This is a genomic window from Streptococcus atopicus, from assembly GCF_049166725.1.
Lineage (GTDB): Bacteria > Bacillota > Bacilli > Lactobacillales > Streptococcaceae > Streptococcus > Streptococcus hominis.
The window spans coordinates 60754-81526 of the sequence record NZ_JBMHFC010000011.1; the positions used below are offsets into that span (position 1 = coordinate 60754).

Here is a 20773-nt window from a genome sequence, read left to right on the forward strand (position 1 = left end):
TTCCATCATAAATAGAGAGGAGGAAGTAGAACTACTTCGCTCCGTCTTTCATTAGTACAACTTTAATTGTTTTGAGTAAGATTTTAATATCTGACCAAATGGTCCAACCGTCAATATAAGCGACATCCAGTTTGACGACTTCGTTAAAATCCGTAATGCTACTACGACCGCTGATTTGCCATAAGCCAGTGATTCCTGGTTTAAAGCTCAATCGCCGCTTTTGCTCTGGTGTGTATTGCTCATATTCGTCTTTGGTTGGTGGTCGTGTTCCGACAAGGCTCATATCGCCTTTGAGGACATTATAAAACTGCGGTAGTTCATCTAGACTGGTTTTCCGAATGAATTTTCCAATAGGTGTAATCCGTGGGTCATCATCCATTTTGAACATCCCGCCACTCATGGTATTATGTGCCATCAGCTCTTTTTTGCGCTCCTCGGCATCTACGTACATAGAGCGAAATTTGTAAAATTTAAAAATCCGACCGTTCTTTCCAACACGTTCTTGAACAAAAATTGCTGGTCCACCATCCTTACGAATCATTGGAACTAGGAAAATAGCTGCAATTCCACATATAAGAAGTCCAAAGAGAGAACCAATGACATCCAAAACTCTTTTGGCAATGATGTGGCTATAATTGTAGAAATTTGTTGAAAAAGTGACCACGCTAAAACCAGCAATTTCTTGAAGCTTCTTCTCACCAATTTGAAAATCCAAGGCGTTAATATTCACATTAACGGTGATTCCCATATTCTCAAACTGAACAACCAAATCTTCAATGGAATAGTAATCGCTCGGCAAGCTAATAAAAACTTCATCTACAACAGAGCGAGTTGCAAATTCGATGAGACGTTCTCTTGGTATCGTTTGGATTGTCGGATGTTGGTAACGCGAGTTATCAAATACTGAGATTGCTACTATACATTCATTAAATGTGCGCGCTTCGGTTAATTGCTCTAAAATTCTGTCTAAACGATTGGAAACCGTAATGATGAGTACTTTTTTACTACTTTTTAATCTTGGATGTACTTGTGCATAATATTGCTTGATCAATAGATTAATGCAATAAACACCCAAAGCATTCAACATGATAAAAAAGATGAGATTGCTACGGGATAATGAAAAGTTGCCTCCCAACATAAAAGAAGAAAATGTGATAATGACTGCATAAAAAACACTGTATTTCATTGTCTCGGTAAATTCAATTAAATAGCCACGTTGAAAAAAATGATAGTTATAATTGCTAATATAAAAAGCAACAATATGTAGCAACATTAACATCACAATATCTTTATTAGTTAGACTAAAGTTTGAAATTAAATTTATGATCGTAATCACAACAAAAACTGCAATTAGTTGAATAAAAGCAATTCCTGTTTTTTGCAACTCATTTCTATTTTCAAACATCCCTACTCCTAAATGCTAATCTCTACTTTTTCTTTCCGTAATTTCCGTAATTGCCATAATTTCCGTAAGAGCCATATTTTTCTAACTGTATATCATATTTATTTAGAATAACTCCCAAAAATGGCGTCCCGGTTTGTTCTAATTGTTCTTTTGCCTTTTGCAATGTTTTCCGTTTTACATTTCCTGACCCAACGACTAAAACGCTAGCATCACATTTTTGAGCAATGATAGCCGCATCAATGACCAGTCCAATCGGTGGGGTATCAACAACGATATAATCATAATGGTTTCTGAGAATATCAATCATGATTCCAAAGTTTTTACTTTGCAATAAAGCTGTTGGATTGGGTGAGACCTGTCCAGCTTCAATCACAAATAGATTGTCAATATTTGTTTCGCATAAACCATTGGACAAATCTGTCGCACCAGCTAGATAATCTGTTAAACCTGTGATTTTATCACGCGTTTTAAAAATCCCTGACATGACAGAGTTACGAATATCTGCGTCAATTAGTAAAGTATTATAGCCTGAACGCGCAAAAGCAATGGCTAGATTTGTAGAAGTCGTTGACTTCCCTTCACCAGACTGTACAGAAGTGACAGCAATGACCTTAATATTATCCCCACTAAGTTGAATATTGGTTCTTAAGGCATTGTAGTATTCTTCTGTTTTCTTTATTGTTTTTTCTTTATTTTTAGCTAATTCTAAACTCGGCATTGTTTTCCCCTCTTATAGTTTATTCATATTTGGCACAACTCCAAGAAGAGTAATTCCCAGCGCTTCTTCCACATCTTCTGGCTTTTTCACTCGGTCATCTAACACTTCAACGACAAGAATCACAACTGAGATTAAAACCCCGCCTGCAAGAAAACCAATCAAGGTATTGCGTCTAATATTTGGTGAAGACGGAGCATTTGGAATTTCTGCTTCTTCTAACGTTGTTACATCTGCTACTTTTGTAACAGCTATAATTTTTTCAGCCGCAACTTGACGAAGACTATTGGCAATACGAGCAGCTTCTTTTGCATCGCCATCTGAAACAGCTATTGAGACAATACGTGTATCGGTCGGAACAGTAACTGTGATCTTTTTAGCTAGTGCACTTGGCTGCATATTTAATTTCAAGTCAGAAATCACTTTAGCTAATACATCTTGCGATAAAATAATTTCCTTATAGTCTTTTACCAAGTAGGACCCAGCTTGCAAATCTTGGTTTGTCAATGTGGAATTATCACCGGGTTGCCGATTTACTACATAAATCCTTGTAGAACTAGTGTAGGTAGGTTTTATAATAAAGGTGCTATATCCTAAAGCGATAATAGCTATTACAAAAGCTGTCACAACGATGAGAAATTTTCGTCTCCACAAGGTCTTAACTAATGATAGAACATCAATTTCAACCGTCTGATTATCTTGATTTTTCATTTCTTCTCCTAAATTAATTCATCTTTTAATAATATTTCTTGATTTTCGCGAAATAGTGCATCAGCATATGCTTTGCCATACTTTTTAGAGATGATTTGGTACGCTTCTTGCATATAAGGAGGTCGTGGACCTAAATTGTGCATATCACTCGCCACAAAGTGCACTAAATCCTGTTCCATAAAGAATTGTGCCCGCTTCTTCATGAATTTATATTTTTCACCAAATAACTTCGGTTTGAGGACGCTGGAGCTGTTGATTTGCATATAACAACCCATATTAATCAAATCCTGCACTTTTTTCGTCTCATTCTCCAAGCAATGATAACGCTCAATATGAGCTACAACTGGTGTAATTCCTAAACGGAGCACATTGTTTAAAGCGCTGTGGATTTCTCTGTACGGAGTTGTCATACTAAATTCAATTAAAGCATAACTCGTTCCGCCTAAAGTTGGGATGATTTTCTTATCGAGTTTTTCTAAAATATCGCTGGTATAATAAATTTCAGCCCCATACAAAATAGTGAGATCGTCTGCTACTTCTTTAGCGATTTGCTGAACCTCATGAAAGTTTGCCGCGATTTTTTCTTCAGGAGTTTCAAACATTCCCTTTCTACGATGAGACGTTGAAATAATCGTTCGAACTCCTTGGCGATAACTTTCCGTCAAAAGCTCTCGCGTGTCTTGACGTGTCTTGGGACCGTCGTCCACATCAAATACAATATGCGAATGAATATCAATCAATCTCATTTACCTTCCATTACTTTCTGAATTGCTGCTTTAGTTGCATTCAAACTATCTTGATTTAATTCCATCATGTAAAGATTCGCATCTGGCATGGCATAAGACGGAAGTCCCGTACGACCTTCTCCCGTAACTGCCTGAGAAGTCACGGTATAACTACCACCAGATTCCAGTTGCGTGTTGATTAGGCTCATCATGGTTTCAAGACTCATATTGGTTTGAACTGAATCTTGTAGTCCTGAAATAATAGCATTGTAATTCTTCAAAGCGCGTGTTGAAGTCAATTTTTTAATAATAGCCGCAATGACCTTTTCTTGGTTTTTACCACGGTCATTATCACCACCACTCAATGAATAGCGTTCTCGCACAAAGCCTAGAGCTTGCTCAGAATTTAGATGAACATCTCCTACGCCAAAATGATAATTCCCGTGTAAACTTGTAAATTCTTGGTCATTATAAACATCAATTCCACCTAGCAAGTCCACCAATTTGAGGAAAGAAGTGAAATTAAGTCGGATATAATAGTTAGTTTTGATGCCGTAGAGATTTTCCAATGTGTGAATGGATGCTTCCACACCATAAATACCAGCGTGCGTCAATTTATCGTTTTGATTGTTGCCGCCATCAGCAATCGGTACGTAAGCATCACGCGGTGTTGTTGTTAACAACACTTTTTTCGTCTTGCGATTCACCGTCATGATGATATTTACATCCGAGCGAGATACAGACGAAACAGGACCATAGGTGTCAATGCCACTAACATAAATATTGAATACATCGTTATTTGTCGTTGGTGATTGAGCATTATCTATTTTTTTACTAATCTTGTAGGTATAGATTTTCTTAATTTTTGAAGCATAATCTGGATATTCATTTTCGATCACACTTTCAAAGACGCTATTTAACACCATAGCCTTCGCTTCGCCATTCATCAAAGACTTATAAGCTGCCAGATAAGACGAAGACTGATTAACTGTTAGATTGACTTTTTTTGTTTGCGCTAAGTTATCTGTCAATGCCTTGATATTTTTTTCGTCATTTGCTGTCGGAGCGAGGATGTTTTTGACCTGACTAATATCTTTGATATCGCTATTTTTCGGTACTACCACACTCATTTCATATTCAGAGTAGTTGGAAGTTGAATTTAAGCCATTAGACAAATCTAGCACTTCTTTAACCGCATACATCGCACCTGAACTTGCCAGAATCGCTAAAATAAGTATAATCGTCGTTGTGACACGCGCTTTGTTTTTAAAAATTAAAAAGCCAGTCCCTAGTGCTACAACTGCTAGCAAGATTGATACCAAAACATTCATGTACCGAAAGGCTAAAATGTTATATCGGAACATTGAAAAAATCAACAATGCTGCTAACAATGCAAAGATGACTAGTAAAGCAATATTTAAGATCCGATTGCTTTTCTTCTTAGAAGAGCGCGATCTTTTTTTGGCCATTTGAAACTCCTATGCAAAAATATCCATTTTATTATCCCTATTATAGCATAAAATAACTGAAAGTTAAACATTCTTTAAGAATTACAAAAACTTTAAATGATAAATGCGTTTTCTCTAAGCGCTTTAGTTATTATGCAAGCAAAAGAAAGTGAGAGAGAACTCAAAAACATTAAAAGAAGCGTTTCTCACTTTCTTATTTCTGGTCGAAACCATCGTCAATCGTACTCTCACACAATTGCCTAGATGTCTATGAAGTATAAAATACGAGCAAAGATACCAAGCAACCATTGATATTTTTTACTAACTCAAAAAGAGGCTGGAATCAAGTCCAACCTCTCACTTGTTCATTATTCTGTTTTATCTCGATTAACTTGTTCAAAACTTTCTGTGCCATCATTCAGTCTATCCCAAATGATCACTTTCCCAGCTTTGAGAGACTTTTGCACATCAATGATTCGTTGATTAGAAGAACCGCGAAATTGCAGCATGAGATTTTTCTTGGCTTTGTCAAACCGTCCATCAACAAGGATATCAATAAGACTCAGCAGTTCCAGCTTATCGGGTGTTTCCAACATCATTTCTTCCCATGTGTAGCCCGTCCAAGACCAAATATCTTTATTTGGCAATTCCTTACGAATCCGCTTAACCAAGGGAATGAGAATACCTGTATTGAGAAAAGGCTCTCCGCCAAGCAAGGTCAAACCTTGAACATAGGGCTCTGCCAAATCTTTCATGATTTGCTCTTCAAGCTCCTGCGTATAAGGAATCCCTGCATTAAAAGACCAAGTTGCTACATTGTAGCAGCCCTCGCAATGGAACATGCAGCCGCTAACATAGAGGGAATTACGCACCCCTTCGCCATCTACAAAATTAAAGGCTTTGTAGTCAATAATGCGACCCTTGCTTAACTCTTCGCTTTTCCACTCACCTGGCTTCGGTGTATTCCATGTCATTTTTCTACCCCAAATCTATCCAATAGCGCTCTTTCCCAGCTCGTACATCTTCCAACACTCCACCATTGGCCAAAATCACTGCTCGACTAGCAGCATTATCCATATCGCAAGTAATCAGAACGGGAGAGAGCGCTAATTTTTTGGCTTCAAGTAAAGCCAAGGCTAATTGTTGTTTACCATACCCTTTCCCCCGCTCACTAGGCCGAATGCCATAGCCAATATGCCCGCCCAACTCTAAGTAAAAATCATTTAGTGTCATACGAAGCCCTAAAAAACCTAATGCACGATCATCTGCAAAGGAAGCAAACAAAATAGCTGGAACACGCCCTTCTTTCAAATTCAGTCCTGCCTCTTGATCACGATTGATTTGCAACCAATCTTCGTAATTTTCTGCACATGCCCAAGTGCTTTCTACACCGCCATTCATGAGAAGCTCCTGCTCTTTGTATTCTGCAATCATTTCAAGTATCGCTTCTTTATCTGCCAATTCTGGTCTTCGTAATTCCATAAATTACTCCTAATTCAAATCTATCCAATAGCGTTCGGTGCCCTGTCGGATGTCTTCTAATATGCCCCCGTTTTTTAAAATAACTGCCCTACTAGCAGAATTGTCCTCCGCACAAGTAACTAGCACTCGGTGGATATTCTTTGAAGCAGCGACAAGAAGCCCTTCTTTCAACATAGCGGTCGCATAGCCCTTCCCCTGCATAGTTGGACGAACGCTATAACCAATATGACCGCCATGTCCGCGTAAATGTTCATTCAGACGCAAGCGTAAATTTAGAAAGCCAACAGCCTGTCCTTTATCAAAGGCAACAAACTGTATAGCCGGCACCCATATATTAGGAATATTGAGACCCATTTCCGCATCTTAGTTTCCAGCAATCCAATCTTCATAAACGAAATTTTCCTTGTCCCAAAAACCGCCATCGTGTGCAGCATTCGACCTTTCAAATTCTAGTATGAGGTCTATCACCGCCTCTTTATCTTCTAATCTTGGTCGTCTTAATTCCATTTTTCTCACCTTGATAGAAAGAGAGTGAGACTAGCTTCATGCAAACCTCACTCTTTCTCCTATTTTTTCTTTGTTTTTTGTAAGAATTGTTCTCGCAAATTTGCAACACGATCTTTTTTATTGACTCCGCCTTTGGAATGCTTTTCATGATAGCGTGCCACCTGCGCTTTGCCCTTATCGTCTAATTGATATTTTCCCATTAGAATTCCTACTTTTCTACATGATGCCCTTCAAATTTAATCGTCGAGCCGTTCATGTGTTTAACACGAGCTGAAATTTCCTTGTGGCGACCATTCACCATTGGACGAGCTTGAGGATTGCCAAGATAACCACAAGTCCGCTTGACAACATCAACTGTCTTAGGATCGCTATTGCCACAGTTTGGACAAGTAAATCCGCGCTCTGTTGGTGTGAAATCTCCTTCAAAATCGCATTTGTAGCAATGGTCAATCGGCGTATTGGTTCCTAGATAGCCCACACGGTCATAAGCGTAGTCCCAAACAGCTTCAAGCGCCTTTGGATTCTGTTGCAAAACAGGGTATTCACAATAGTGGATAAAGCCTCCCGACGCACCCGCTGCTGGGTAATCTTTTTCAAAGTCTAACTTTTCAAATGGTGTTGGATTCTTACGGACATCATAGTGGAAACTATTGGTGTAGTATTCCTTATCTGTAATATCTTTCACAAGACCAAATTTTTCTGTATCCAGACGACAGAAACGGTCGGTCAGACTTTCAGACGGTGTGGAATAAACAGAGAAGTGATAATCATATTGGTCAGACCACTCTTCGACACGGCGTTTCATTTCACGAACAATGTCTACTGTAAATTTCTTGGCTTCTGGATTATGTTCCCACTCACCACCATAAAAGACAGTCGCTACTTCATACAGGCCAATATAGCCGAGAGAAACCGTAGCTCTACGATGTTTAAAGAGTTGATCCACCTTATCATATTTGCCAAGACGTTTTCCAAAAGCACCGTATTGATAAAGAATAGGAGCATTGGCTGGTGTTGCTTCTTTTGTACGTTCCACACGATAGACAAGGGCATCTTCAGCGATGTTCATCCGTTCATTGAAGATTTCCCAGAATTTATCCATATTACCTTCAGATTCGAGGGCAATTCTTGGAAGGTTGACAGTTACAACCCCAAGATTCATACGACCAGAATTGACTTCTTGACCATTTTCATCTTTCCAACCTTGTAAGAAAGAACGACAACCCATTGGAACTTTGAAAGAACCTGTTAATTCCACAATCTTGTCGTAAGACAAGACATCTGGGTACATCCGTTTCGTAGCGCATTCCAAGGCCAACCGCTTAATGTCGTAGTTTGGACTACCAGGTTCTAAATTCAATCCACGCTTCAACGTGAAAATCAATTTAGGGAAGATAGCTGTACGGTGCTCAGAGCCAAGACCTTTGATGCGGATTTGAAGAATAGCTTTTTGAATTTCACGCTCAAAACGATTGGTTCCAAGTCCAAAACCAAGTGAAGTAAACGGCGTTTGTCCATTTGATGTAAACAAGGTATTGATTTCATACTCCAAAGATTGCATGGCATCATAAATGTCTTTTTTAGTCTTTGTCCAGGCAAACTCTTCTTGCTTTTCAGGAAGCACCCATTCACGCGCATCCTTCAAATGTTTTTCATAATTTTTTTCAGCGTAAGGCGCCAAAACTTCATCAATTCGATCAGCAGAGCAGCCACCATATTGGCTAGAAGCTACGTTTGCAATGATTTGAGAAATTTGCGCAGTCGCAGTTTGAATTGACTTCGGACTTTCTACCTCTGCATTTCCAATCTTGAAACCATTTCCCAACATGCCTTTGAAATCAATCAAACAGCAATTTGTCATTGGCGTATATGGACTGTAGTCCAAATCGTGATAGTGAATGTCTCCTTTTTGGTGCGCATTTGCCACATGTGGCGGTAACATTTGCAAACCGATTGATTTTCCAACAATCCCCGCTGTCAAATCTCGTTGAGTATTGAAAACGTCGCTATCTTTGTTTGCATTTTCATTGACAACTGCTTGATCTTTGTTGAGCAATTTGCCAATTGTGAAGTTGATATCTGTTGCTTTTGAGCGCGCAAAATCACGTTGAGTGCGGTAAGTAATATAGCTTTCTGCAATGGCATATTCATTGGCATTCAGTAATTCATGCTCAACGATATTCTGAATTTCATAAATTTTAACACCCGCAGGAAAACGTGCAATTACTTCTGCTACGATTTTATTGGTAATGCCTTCAAGTTTTGCTTCTAACAACGGAGTCATCGTCGTTACTTCTTGACTGGCTTTAACAAGCGCTTTGTAAATCTTATCTGCGTCAAAAGCCACACGACGACCGTCACGTTTTTCTACATAAATATCAGCAAATCCTTGTACTGTGTCTTCTTTTAATGCAATCATGAGCTCCTCCATTCGTATAAGACATATTATATCACTCCAACAAAAAAAATCAATATCTTGTGGTGAAAAACTTTATTTTTTGTTTCAAACACAAGATATTGATTTGTTATTTCAACTTATAGAGCTTGAAATGATTGAGTTTTAGGTCTGTCTGCTGATAATTTTCTTTTAATTGTTTTTTGATATCTTGCAGAAGAGACACTTGATTGTTGACTAAAATATAAGTTGGTGTCGTTTCTTTCAATCTATTCACTAGGGACATTTGATTTTCATCTGTTCCTTGATATAAGCTAGGCGTTAAAATCGGTACAGCAGATAGGCGCCCACTCGCTTGGTAAAGAGCTGCTGTTGTGTCCCAAGCATAGATTTTATCAGTAGTCTTTGATTTACTCTTGATATAATTTGCCGCAGAAATACGCTCACTTGTTTCGCCTGTCGATAAAACATACTGATTGACAAACGGAAAACCAATTAAATAAATCATGGCTAGAAGCGGTAAAAAAGCATTCTTTGTAATATAAGTTCCGAAAACAGACGAAGATTTTTGAACTCTACTGTGCCTTCCACCTCTATTGAACGACTGTTTCCCAAGCCACATACTGACTAGAACCATAAAAAATGGCAAAATCGGCAACAGTTGATAAGCTCCCCAATCTGGCAAAAAGAAAACAAACATAACAAGAAAGAGAGAGGCTAAAAAACTAAAGAGTTGTAGAAATCGCTCCAAAGAATTCGCTGGCAATGAAAAACTTCTCACCCAAGTCACAACTACGCCAAGCCCAATAATGAGTCCACCATAAAGCAAACCATTATACAACAAGTGCTGCCCTGAAAAATGCAGACTTTCCAACGGATAAAGAATCTGACTAATGGCGAGACCAAAACTACCATTTAAAACTGTATAATATCCCAAAGGATAAAACACAAGCGAAAAGCCTACAAGTGTAGCTAAAAATTGATAAAGACCACGTGCTTTTTTCTTTGCCCCAATATTATAGACTAACAAAGCAATGAAAGCCATCAGATAAAACACAAGACTTGTCATTGGATCCGTCATAAACATCAGCGCACCAAGAGCACCAAAACCAATAAAGCCTCTGTCACTGGCTTCTCCTGCCACGTAGCGCATCAGAAAGTATAGCGCACCAAATACAAAAGGAAAAGCAAAAATACTAGAGTATAAGCCGCCCCAGCCTAAAGCGAGCGTCAAACAATAGAATAAAGAAAGGATTTTGATAGAAGTGTTTTTTACAGCCGTTAATTGATATACGATTTTAAACAGATAAATTCCTGCAACAAACAAAGCCAAGCATTGCATCACCGCAAAGAAAATATTGCCAATGAAGAGACCCCCCGCCCAATTAGCTAGATAATAAAGTAGACCACTTGTTCCATAGATATTTCCATAAATAACCTGCCCTTGCGCCATTGCCCAACCTGCATATAAATTTTGAGATTGCAGGTTTGTGGCAAGATTAGTTAGCAATGGATTAGCGACACTCAAAACGCTCAATAATAAGCTCCACAAAAATAAAACGACAAAAGGAGTCGACGTTGGCTCTATAAAAATCGATTTTTTCTCGTTCTCTTCGTGAAGCGTCTCTGCTACTGTCTCTTTCATCTCTTGTTCAGGCGTTGTATCATACATAAAGATTCTCCTTGATATCAGTCTTATCTAGTATATCAAAATCTTCCTTATCTGTCAGCTTGATTCTGACAAGTTCTGCATCTTTTGCAAAAGTAAAGTATAGTATTCCAATTCTCGAAAACGATGATAACTTACAGCCACATACTCTTTCAAAAATTCCTTTTCTTCACGTGATAAACCTATAACCATTCTGCCTCCTTTTACTAGATTATTCGTAAAAAAGAAAAAATTCCTCTCATTGCAAGAAGAATTTTATAGCATCGGTGCAAATAATTCGACAATTTCTTTAATCAAGCGTTGATACCAGGTATTTTTAATGGTATCTTCATGTATTTCTTGTGAGGTTTCAAACAACTCCTCAAAATCTCGCTTCAAGTCAAACATAGAAGGCGTTTTATACATCAAAACAGCATTTTCATAGTGATGAACTAAGCTGCGGTAATCAAAATTGATTGTTCCGACAACACCAAAGTCATCATCAGCCACTACATGCTTACTGTGAATAAAGCCCGGTGTATATTCGTAAATCCGAACCCCAGCCGCCATTAAATCTGGATAAGCTCCTCGCGTAATGAGCTGAATGATTTTTTTATCTGGAATATAAGGTGTCACAATGCGGACATCTACCCCCCGCATAGCAGCATTTTTGATGTCTTCCGTCAAATCATAATCAATGATTAAATACGGCGTGGCAATATACACATAATCTGTCGCCTGACTGATTATATTTTGATAGACATTTTTACCCACTTGAGCTTTGTACATGGGCTTCGGTCCACTTCCGTACGGAATATAGAGCCCTGGCGCATCTACAGCTTTGTTATCCAAATGATAGCGATCGAAATCACTGATTTTCCCACGGTTGATATACCAGTTCATCAGAAACAGCCGTGTCAAGGCTTTTACAGCGCGCCCGTTCAGACGAATCCCACCGTCTTTCCAGTGACCAAATCGCTCGATGTGATTGATATATTCATCTGCCAGATTGATGCCACCAGTATAGCCAATCTGCCCGTCAACGACGAGAATTTTACGATGATCTCGATTATTATAAGCCACCGTCATCCGCGGAATCACTTTGTTAAACTTATGAGCGTCAATCCCCATAGCCTGCAATCGGCTGGTATAATCTCCCGGAAGAGTTGCCATACAGCCAATGTCATCATAGAGCATTTTCACTTCCACACCTTGGGCTGCCTTTTCACGCAGAATATCCAAAATACTATTCCACATGATACCTTCTTCCACAATGTAATATTCCAAAAAAATAAATTTTTCTGCTTTGCATAAATCTTCCAGCATTTTCTGGAACATCTCTTCTCCCAAAGGGAAAAATTGCGATTCCGTGCCGTCGTAAACATCCGCATTATGATCCATGCTGAGAAGCGACTTGATAATCCCGTAAGCTGATTTATCTGTTTTTTTCAAGTCTAACCGCAACTCATAGCTATTGTCCTCACGAAATTTCATCTGATCCATATTTTTTAGCTGTTTCAGTTCACTTCTGGATAATCGGCGCTCGCCAAACATCAAATAAAGCAAGGGGCCAATGACTGGAACAAACGCTACCAAGAGCCAAGTTACTTTACTTTCCGGTGTCATTGAACGATTGACAATCGCTAAAATCGTTGCCAAGCTGAATAAAATCACAAAGACAATCCATAAAGTAGGTGTCCAGCGACCAAGCCAAAAGAAAAACCAAAAAATGAGCGCAAGTTCTAGTAACATGATAATAATACTGAAACCATATTTTGACATCAATAGCTGAAATTTCCTAAGATTCATTTTCTCTCCCTGTTTTTACTTAGTACTAGTATAACGGGGATTTCCTAATAAATCAAGCCAGAATCACTCATTCTTCGATATTCAAAGTATTTTTTCATTAGAGCAAAAAAGAGTAAAAGAAAAGTTGTGGTTCGTAACCATCAACTTTTCCTCACTCCCTTATTCTAAGTGCTAACTGACATATTGCCTGTTCCCTTTTCACTTCCGCATGCTTCAACAATCTGGAGAGTGGCTAAAATTTGCTCCAGTCCCAGAAAGGCTATTGCTTCGTTAAAACAACTGCATCATTTTCTCCATTTTCTTGCTCAATATCCTCAATCGTTAACTGTTTGCCATCAATCATATAACGCTCAATGTCATCACCAATCGTCATTCGCTGATTTGTCGGATCAATGCTCACCTGTTTTACTTTCTCTTTACCGTTTGGCTCTTTTTCTGTCCACGTACCACTATTTCCTTTGATAACCAAAGTAATCTCATCTTCTTCGTCCATACCTTTATAAGTACCGTCTAATTTTTCTGACGAATTTTCTGCAATAGTTGGCGAATCACTACTCTCACTTGAGACTGTAGTCGATTGGCTGCTTGAGACAGATTGAGAAGACGGTGAAGTTTGGTTAGACTTGACGCACGACGCCAAAATGATAAGTCCTATCAGAAAAAATGTGACGTAACTGAATTTCTTTAAATGTGCCATTTTCCCCTCCTTTACCTGCATTTCTATTATACCATTCACCATTCTAATCAGTCAATTTCTTTCTCCAAAAGAAAAGCACGAACTTCCGCAATAAAATAAAGAGAACCTGTTACAAAAAGGAGCTGATTGTCATTAGCGCTTTTAATAAATTGTTCGATAAAGTCCTGATAAGAGGCAATGTAGAGACCATTTGTAAAGTCCTGTTCATTTGCTGCACCGTCATCCTCAAAAGTCGTTACAAACAACTGCACATGAGGCAATTCCTGCTGAAGATAAGACAGCATCCCCTGATAATTTTTGCGTTTCAAAGCACCGAATAAGAGAAAGATTTCTTTTTGTCCTTGCTGGCGAATAAACTCCACCAAACGTGACAAAGCGGGTAAATTGTGAGCCCCGTCCAAATAAATTCCTCTCTCAAAATATTCCAGTCTCCCTTCCCAATGGGTCTCTTGCAAAGCCTTGCGTATCCATTTTACTTGTGGTTGCCAATTTTGCTGTTTCATAAATAAAAGAAAACTTTGCAAAGCAACAGCTGCATTTTCTTCCTGATAAGTACCTTTGAGCCCCAGCTGTAAACCAACTATCATTTTATCTTGATTAGAAAATTGTCCTTTTGAAAATGAAAAATCCCTACCGTATTCATACAAAACAACTCCCAACTCATCTGCGCGCAATTCGCAGACCCTTCTGGCTTCTTCAGCCAGCGGCCCGATAACAGCTCGTTCCTTTTTCTTGAAAATTCCTGCTTTCTGCTCCGCAATTGCTACTATGGAGTCTCCTAATGTTTCTTGATGATCCAATCCTACAGACGTTACAACCGCAACATCTCCTATCACTACATTTGTTGCATCTAAAAGTCCACCAATTCCCACCTCAATTAAAGCCACATCTACCTGCTCTTCTTCGAAATACAATAAAGCTATGAGTGTTAAAATTTCAAAATAAGAAAGTGGGGCATGTGTTTGTCGAAGCTGTCTTTCCATTTTCCGAACTTGGCGTCCCAGTCGAACGAAATCTTCATCAGAAATGGGTTCATGGTTGATACAAATCCGATCGTGAACACTTGCCATGTGAGGTGACGTAAAAGTTCCCACTTTCTTTTCGTGCTGCACGAATAGCTGACTCATAAACGCAATCGTTGAGCCTTTCCCGTTCGTTCCTGTCACATGAATAATGGGATAATTTTCTTCCGGATGATCCAAAAGACTTATAGCCTGTCTCATTCGCTCTAAACCAGAGCGAAAGTTTAGTCCAATGCGACTTTCCAACCACATTTCAATTTCATTCATATTCTTCTCCCAGCAAAAAGGGAGTGAAACAGAACCAGATTTTGGTTCATGTCACACCCCACAACTCACTTGAATAGTTAGCACTCTTGCCCCACATAGGAATTAAACCAACCACTCATTCGTATACCATAAAATAACGATTCACACAGCCTTTCAATCTCTTCATTGTTTGTAATACGAAAAGCTAGTGTACGCAATTTTTATTCTTCCATAAAGCTATTGAAAACTTCTTCAATCATGTCCCATTCAGCATCTGAATCTTCTGGGATTGGTTGCAGATCGCCTTCTGTTCCGTCCTCATTTTCAGTAAACGAGTAGGCTTGAATTTCTACCTCACCATTTTCATCTTCTTCTGCGCTAGCTGGAATCAATAGAACGTAGTTTTTCCCAAATTCTTCTTTTCCATCAATGGTCAAGAGAATTTCAAACAAAGTTTCGTTTCCTTGCTCATCCACTAAAGTAATTAGTTCACGTTCTTCGTGTTCATGGTCATGGTTATGATCGTGTGCCATGTTTTCTCCTTTATTTATTAAAAATTTCGATCTAAATAATTTTGTAAAATGAGCTGCGCTGCGAGCTTATCAATCACTTTTTTCCGCTTCTTTCTGCTCACATCTGCCTGCTCAATCAACATTCTCTCCGCAGCTACTGTTGTTAGGCGCTCATCTTGGTATTCAACTGGCAAATGAAATAGCTGCTCAATCTTAGTCCCATAAGCCTGACTTGCTTCGACACGCGGACCACTTGTATTGTTCATATTTTTTGGGAGTCCTACAACGAACTTGTCAACCTTATATTCTTGGACAAGCCCATTCAAACGATCAAAACCAAATTCCCCTTTTTCTTCATCAATAGGAATAATTTCAAGTCCTTGAGCTGTAAAACCAAGTGGATCACTAACCGCGACACCAACCGTTTTTGAACCAACATCTAACCCCATAATTCTCATTAGAGATCAATGCCTTGCCCTTTCAAATAATAACGAACTAATTCTTCTACAATCTCATCACGTTCATATTTACGAATTTGATTTCGTGCATTATTATAGCGAGGTACATACGCAGGATCACCACTAAGCACGTATCCTACGATTTGGTTGATTGGGTTATAGCCCTTTTCATTCAGCGACACATAGACATCTTTCAATGTTTCACTAATCTCTTTTTTGTTTGAATCATCAAGATTAAAACGTACTGTCTCATCTGTAAATCCCACAATTACACCTTCTTTCACTAGAATACCTATATTATAGCACATTTCAAGGCTTTTCACAAATGAAAGGGGTTGAAAAAAGCTGAATAAATTCAGCTTTTTTTGTTTCATATACACCTATAAAATCATGGATTTGCAACTTCTTTAGCACCAGCTGCTTTGACAGATTCAATATATTGTTTGGGTGTTAAATTTTTGATAGTTGAAAACATAGAGCCATATGTATCCAGTTTTGATGCTTCATCAAGGTTGATTTTGCTCATATCAATATTGATCGTAACTTTAATAATATAGTCTTTTGTAACGTCTGTTTTAATATCAACACCGCCCAAAGACTTAAATTTATCCAATCCTGCAGCCTTTTCAAAAGCAGAAATCAAGTACGGCTTAGTGCTTTCTAAATCTTGACCCGCTAATGCACTCTTCATATTTTCAGGAAGTATTTGTTCAAGATTTATCACAAACTTCTTAAAGGTTTTTCCTTCATAAGAAATAGTTTGCGTAAGTGTTTGTTCAATCCCTTGGACAGTCTGTTTTTGTTGAAAAGACTTGGTCACAACAGAATCCTTTTTCACAACACTCGAACCAGTCTTACTATTCCCTGACTGATTCTGACCGGATTTTTGACCACAAGCTGTGAGTAGCAACAAACTTGCTCCTAACAAAACAACCGATTTTCTCATAAAAATATCCTCCTTGTATTTTAGAGCTTTATAAGAATAGTATACCATCTTTTGTAAGCGTTGTCAAAAATAGCCGTCTAAAAAATCAATTCGTGTTTAACAAGTTATTGATTGACTTCCGTTGCACCACTGGCAATCTGATCTTCAACATATTCTTTTGGTTTCATTTTTAAAAATTCTTTTAATTTCATATTCTTTAAATACTCAGTATTTGCGGCTTTATTAACATCCAAAACTTGAAAATCAAAAGTATGAATTCGCTTCAATTCTTGCTCATTTATAATTTCCAAAGAGGTCGAAAAACCTTCCAAACTTTTTGCTTGTGTAAATTTTTCATCTTCAGACAAAGATTTCTCCAATAATTTTTGCGCCTCAGCAACTCCAACTTCCGCAACTACTTTTTTCATTTCTTCTTTCATCGGCATGATTTGCTCAATCGTTAAACTTAAAAATTGATCGCCTTTGTAAGTAATTGTTTGTGTTTGTTGAACCCCTTCAGCTGTTTTAGGGAATGATAAGTTTTTTGTCACAACGGTTTCTTTTTCAGCACTTGCAATAACCGGCAACATATTATCAATTGATTGCTTGCTTGTTTTTGATTTTGTTTCCTTCTTTTGACTACATCCAGCTAAGATAGTAAGAATAATGGTTAATAGAATCAAGCTTCTTTTCATAATTAAACTCCTCCTCGTTTTTTATTTTACCACATTTCCAAACATAACAAACTGTAAAATAAAAAGAGCGGAAATTCCACTCTTTACAAGGCTGCACGTAAGCGTGCTTCTGTATTTTCAACGTTACGAACTGAACGAGGCAAGAATGCACGAATATCATCTTCTTTGTATCCCACTTGTAGGCGCTTGTCATCTACTAAAATAGGACTTTTCAAGATGCGTGGAGTTTCCATAATCAAGTCAATCACTTCATTCACACTTAATTCTTCAATATCTACACCTAAGCCTTTTGCATAACGATTTTTTGAAGAAACAATGCTTGCAACCCCATTTTCAGTTTTTGTTAGAATATCTAATAACTCTTCTTTTGTAATTCCTTCTTTACCAAGATTTTGTTCTTTATAAGTTAACTGGTGAGCATTGAGCCATGTTTTTGCTTTTTTACAACTAGTGCAACTTGAGACAGTATAAATTGTAATCATGTAAGTACTCCTTTCGCCACACGGTACTATTATCATACTATATTATACCACAAAATCCCTCCGTCTTGCGACCTATTTTCAAAAAATTATTCCTCAATCTCAATCGCGTTATCCAAGTCTAGCGTTACTTCCTCCACCTTGTTTGCTGATTTGGTTGCTTCTGCATTTTTTTCATCTTCGGCATCATCCTCAATCAAACCGTAATGCACTCGAACTTTATGATCAATTTCATCAAAAATTTCTGGATGATCCGCCAAGTATTTCTTAGCATTTTCAGACCCTTGACCAATCTTTTCATCATTATAAGAATACCAAGCACCCGCTTTTTTGATAATATCAAGGTCTGTCGCAATTTTAATCAACTCGCCTGTTTTAGAAATTCCTTCGCCATACATGATTTCTACGAAAGCTTCCTTGAATGGCGGAGCAACCTTATTCTTCACAACCTTAATCTTAGTTTCCTTACCAACATTGGTATCTTTTTCATCACCAGTTCCCTTGATTTGGGTATTTCCGCGAACATCCAAACGGACAGACGCATAGAATTTCAAGGCACGACCACCAGGTGTTGTTTCTGGATTTCCAAACATAATACCAACTTTTTCACGCAATTGGTTGATGAAAATCGCAATTGTCTTCGTTTTGTTAATAGAAGCAGACAATTTACGCATAGCTTGACTCATCATCCGCGCTTGCAAACCAACGTGACTATCTCCAATGTCTCCATCAATCTCAGCACGTGGTACGAGGGCTGCCACGGAGTCAATAACTACCAAATCTACCGCACCAGAGTCAATCAATTTCCCAGCAATCTCAAGACCTTGCTCACCAGAGTCTGGCTGAGAAAGTAAGAGTTCATCAATATTAACTCCAAGGGCTTGTGCATAAGCCGGGTCAAGAGCGTGTTCTGCATCAATAAAAGCTGCAATACCGCCTTCTTTTTGAGTTTGCGCTACTGCATGAAGAGCTACGGTCGTCTTACCAGAAGACTCTGGTCCATAGATTTCAATAATCCGCCCCTTTGGATACCCTCCTGCACCAAGAGCGATATCTAGCGCCAAGCTACCTGAACTCATGACTTGAACTTTTTGTTCAGCGCGCTCACCTAGGCGCATAATCGCTCCTTTACCAAAATCTTTTTCAATATTTTTAAGTGCAGTATCTAGCGCTTTTTGACGTTCCTCGCCAAATTTCTTTGAAATTTCTTCTAATTTTTTTTGTTTTTTTGCCATTTATTTCTCCTGTATAGTGATAAATTATTTTTTTGCCTATCTAATCATTATAGCATATTTTCGTTTTTTAATAAAGTTTTTCGCAGCAGATTGAAAGCATGCAGAACGGCTATTTTACGTACATCTGTCCGACTGCGACCGGCAATATTAACCTTAATAGACTGAACGTCTTCTGTGGTTGCTAGGCCGATATAAACTGTCCCTGCTGGATGTCCTTCTAAGCTGTCTGGACCTGCCACACCTGTCAAGCTCACCGCATAGTCACTAGCGGTCAATTTTCTTGCCTGCTCAGCCATTTTCTCAGCTGTAAAAGCTGAAACTACCCCATGCTTTTCCAAGCCTGCCAATGAAATGCCCAACATTCGGCTCTTTTCCTCCATACTGTAGGTAACAAAGCCACCACTAAAGACATTGGAGGCTCCAGCAAAGTTTGCCAAAGTTGCTTGAAAGAGTCCTGCAGTCAAACTTTCAGCTGCTGTGACAGTCTTTCCTGCTCTTCTCAACAGTTCAAAAGCTGTTTGTCCCAGAGAATTATCATCTCCATAAGCATAGAAAAGATCAGCTAAATGTTGTTTCTCAAAAGTTTGTACTGCTAAAATTTTCTTTTCTAAACGAGTAAACTTAACATCCGCTTCCTTTTGACTAGTAGCCTTGGTGGACAATCGCAAAGTTACTTCTCCCGTCTTAGCATAAGGAGCAATGGTCGGATCCGTTTGAGTATCAATTAAATCCCCTAAAAGGGTTACTAATTGACTTTCACCAATACCAAAGAAACGCAAAACTCTTGAATACAATTTTTGACCAGTTGCTAAGAGCGGAACCAGCTCATTATTTACCATAGGTTTTAATTCACTAGGCGGTCCAGGCAGAACGACATAAGTCACCCCACTGACTTCAATCACGCCCCCCACTGCAAGTCCGGTTTCGTTTTGGAGAGAGGTCGAGCCTTCCACTATCTGAGCTTGTCGCTCATTATTGGGTGTTCGCACATAGTCCGGTCGACTTGCGAAGAAGCGATCCAATTTCTCCGTAGCCATTCGGTCAAATACCAACCTACGATTTAAGAATTTTGACAAAGTCTGCTTAGTCAAGTCATCTTCTGTTGGACCTAATCCTCCAGTTAAGATGATCAAATTACTACGATTTCGAGCGATTTCTAAAATGGATAACAGACGAGCTTCATTATCTCCGACCGCTGTTTGGAAATACACATCTACTCCCAGACTCGCTAATTTTTCAGATAAAAATTGGGTGTTTGTATTGACAATTTGACCTGTCAGAATTTCAGTACCCACAGCAATAATTTCTGCTTTCATAAAACCTCCTACCTTACTATTCGCAATTGATTTTATTTTATCACAAAAAATCTTAAAAAAGTTGATTTTCATTTCAGGAAATAAAAAGAGCTGTCAAGTTCCTTGACAAACTTGTCAACATCATGTGGATAACTTTTGAAAATCTGTTTGTTATGGAGAATAACTGGATTGTTAGGCAAGATGCTATTGGCAAAGGAACTTTTTCTTTTTATAATAGATAAATTGTAAAATATAGTGCAACAAAAAAACTCATAGCGTTTCATTGGTGTAAACTGTAAGTAACCACACAAACAGAACCCGAGGAAAAACTATGAGCTACTACCATCTTACCATAACTGACCGA

The 20773-nt window shown here is 38.5% G+C and carries 22 protein-coding genes and 1 pseudogene; all 23 read right to left on the bottom strand.

What is annotated here, in order from left to right; all coding sequences use genetic code 11:
- Positions 1 to 31 precede the first annotated feature (31 nt).
- The 23 genes and pseudogenes from ACOMA9_RS07960 to ACOMA9_RS08070 all read right to left on the bottom strand — a co-directional run bounded on the left by ACOMA9_RS07960 (position 32) and on the right by ACOMA9_RS08070 (position 20430).
- A complete protein-coding gene (locus ACOMA9_RS07960) occupies positions 32 to 1405 on the bottom strand; it encodes a sugar transferase (RefSeq protein ID WP_421425154.1) in 1374 nt (457 codons plus the stop codon).
- A 22-nt stretch (positions 1406 to 1427) separates the two neighbouring features.
- Entirely contained in the window at positions 1428 to 2123 is a 696-nt protein-coding gene (locus ACOMA9_RS07965; RefSeq protein WP_247905403.1) for a tyrosine-protein kinase, read from the bottom strand.
- Between the two features lie 12 nt (positions 2124 to 2135).
- Positions 2136 to 2831, bottom strand: a complete 696-nt coding sequence (locus ACOMA9_RS07970) for a CspC family polysaccharide chain length determinant protein (RefSeq protein WP_003027746.1) — start codon at positions 2829 to 2831, stop codon at positions 2136 to 2138.
- A gap of 8 nt (positions 2832 to 2839) precedes the next feature.
- Complete coding sequence (gene cps4B, locus ACOMA9_RS07975) at positions 2840 to 3571, bottom strand: capsular polysaccharide biosynthesis protein Cps4B (RefSeq protein ID WP_003031248.1); 732 nt, start codon at positions 3569 to 3571, stop codon at positions 2840 to 2842.
- Positions 3572 to 3573: 2 nt separating this feature from the next.
- Entirely contained in the window at positions 3574 to 5025 is a 1452-nt protein-coding gene (gene cpsA / locus ACOMA9_RS07980) for an LCP family glycopolymer transferase CpsA (RefSeq protein ID WP_421425156.1), read from the bottom strand.
- Positions 5026 to 5372: 347 nt separating this feature from the next.
- Positions 5373 to 5978 carry an anaerobic ribonucleoside-triphosphate reductase activating protein gene (gene nrdG, locus ACOMA9_RS07985; protein ID WP_003027750.1) on the bottom strand — a complete coding sequence of 202 codons (606 nt, stop codon included), beginning with the start codon at positions 5976 to 5978 and terminating at the stop codon, positions 5373 to 5375.
- A 4-nt stretch (positions 5979 to 5982) separates the two neighbouring features.
- The gene (locus ACOMA9_RS07990) at positions 5983 to 6486 is read right to left on the bottom strand and encodes a GNAT family N-acetyltransferase (protein WP_003027752.1); all 504 of its coding nucleotides are present in this window, start codon (positions 6484 to 6486) and stop codon (positions 5983 to 5985) included.
- Positions 6487 to 6495: 9 nt separating this feature from the next.
- Positions 6496 to 6993, bottom strand: a pseudogene (locus tag ACOMA9_RS07995) (GNAT family N-acetyltransferase).
- A gap of 59 nt (positions 6994 to 7052) precedes the next feature.
- Positions 7053 to 7193: a hypothetical protein gene (locus ACOMA9_RS08000; protein WP_003027756.1), complete on the bottom strand. Its 141-nt coding sequence runs from the start codon at positions 7191 to 7193 to the stop codon at positions 7053 to 7055.
- An 8-nt stretch (positions 7194 to 7201) separates the two neighbouring features.
- Complete coding sequence (nrdD, locus tag ACOMA9_RS08005; protein ID WP_421425158.1) at positions 7202 to 9412, bottom strand: anaerobic ribonucleoside-triphosphate reductase; 2211 nt, start codon at positions 9410 to 9412, stop codon at positions 7202 to 7204.
- Between the two features lie 106 nt (positions 9413 to 9518).
- The gene (locus tag ACOMA9_RS08010; RefSeq protein WP_421425160.1) at positions 9519 to 11060 is read right to left on the bottom strand and encodes a glycosyltransferase family protein; all 1542 of its coding nucleotides are present in this window, start codon (positions 11058 to 11060) and stop codon (positions 9519 to 9521) included.
- 54 nt (positions 11061 to 11114) lie between these two features.
- Positions 11115 to 11249, bottom strand: a complete 135-nt coding sequence (locus ACOMA9_RS08015) for a hypothetical protein (RefSeq protein WP_003027761.1) — start codon at positions 11247 to 11249, stop codon at positions 11115 to 11117.
- A 63-nt stretch (positions 11250 to 11312) separates the two neighbouring features.
- Positions 11313 to 12845, bottom strand: coding sequence for a cardiolipin synthase (gene cls / locus ACOMA9_RS08020; RefSeq protein WP_421425163.1), 1533 nt, complete (start codon positions 12843 to 12845; stop codon positions 11313 to 11315).
- Positions 12846 to 13104: 259 nt separating this feature from the next.
- Complete coding sequence (locus tag ACOMA9_RS08025; RefSeq protein WP_421425166.1) at positions 13105 to 13542, bottom strand: SP_0198 family lipoprotein; 438 nt, start codon at positions 13540 to 13542, stop codon at positions 13105 to 13107.
- 47 nt (positions 13543 to 13589) lie between these two features.
- The gene (locus tag ACOMA9_RS08030; RefSeq protein WP_421425168.1) at positions 13590 to 14831 is read right to left on the bottom strand and encodes a bifunctional folylpolyglutamate synthase/dihydrofolate synthase; all 1242 of its coding nucleotides are present in this window, start codon (positions 14829 to 14831) and stop codon (positions 13590 to 13592) included.
- A 200-nt stretch (positions 14832 to 15031) separates the two neighbouring features.
- Positions 15032 to 15343 (bottom strand): DUF1292 domain-containing protein, encoded by a 312-nt coding sequence (locus ACOMA9_RS08035; protein ID WP_003027765.1) that lies wholly within the window; start codon positions 15341 to 15343, stop codon positions 15032 to 15034.
- 17 nt (positions 15344 to 15360) lie between these two features.
- Positions 15361 to 15780 carry a Holliday junction resolvase RuvX gene (gene ruvX / locus ACOMA9_RS08040; protein ID WP_003027766.1) on the bottom strand — a complete coding sequence of 140 codons (420 nt, stop codon included), beginning with the start codon at positions 15778 to 15780 and terminating at the stop codon, positions 15361 to 15363.
- Entirely contained in the window at positions 15780 to 16046 is a 267-nt protein-coding gene (locus tag ACOMA9_RS08045; RefSeq protein ID WP_009569646.1) for an IreB family regulatory phosphoprotein, read from the bottom strand. Before ACOMA9_RS08045 ends, ruvX begins: the two co-directional genes overlap by 1 nt.
- Before the next feature lie 122 nt (positions 16047 to 16168).
- Positions 16169 to 16726 carry an SP0191 family lipoprotein gene (locus ACOMA9_RS08050; protein WP_330945298.1) on the bottom strand — a complete coding sequence of 186 codons (558 nt, stop codon included), beginning with the start codon at positions 16724 to 16726 and terminating at the stop codon, positions 16169 to 16171.
- Positions 16727 to 16830: 104 nt separating this feature from the next.
- The gene (locus tag ACOMA9_RS08055) at positions 16831 to 17400 is read right to left on the bottom strand and encodes an SP0191 family lipoprotein (protein ID WP_003027769.1); all 570 of its coding nucleotides are present in this window, start codon (positions 17398 to 17400) and stop codon (positions 16831 to 16833) included.
- An 83-nt stretch (positions 17401 to 17483) separates the two neighbouring features.
- Positions 17484 to 17882 (bottom strand): transcriptional regulator Spx, encoded by a 399-nt coding sequence (spx, locus tag ACOMA9_RS08060; RefSeq protein ID WP_003027770.1) that lies wholly within the window; start codon positions 17880 to 17882, stop codon positions 17484 to 17486.
- An 86-nt stretch (positions 17883 to 17968) separates the two neighbouring features.
- Positions 17969 to 19114 (bottom strand): recombinase RecA, encoded by a 1146-nt coding sequence (gene recA, locus ACOMA9_RS08065; RefSeq protein ID WP_330945299.1) that lies wholly within the window; start codon positions 19112 to 19114, stop codon positions 17969 to 17971.
- 47 nt (positions 19115 to 19161) lie between these two features.
- Positions 19162 to 20430, bottom strand: coding sequence for a competence/damage-inducible protein A (locus tag ACOMA9_RS08070; RefSeq protein WP_330945300.1), 1269 nt, complete (start codon positions 20428 to 20430; stop codon positions 19162 to 19164).
- Between the last annotated feature and the right edge of the window lie 343 nt (positions 20431 to 20773).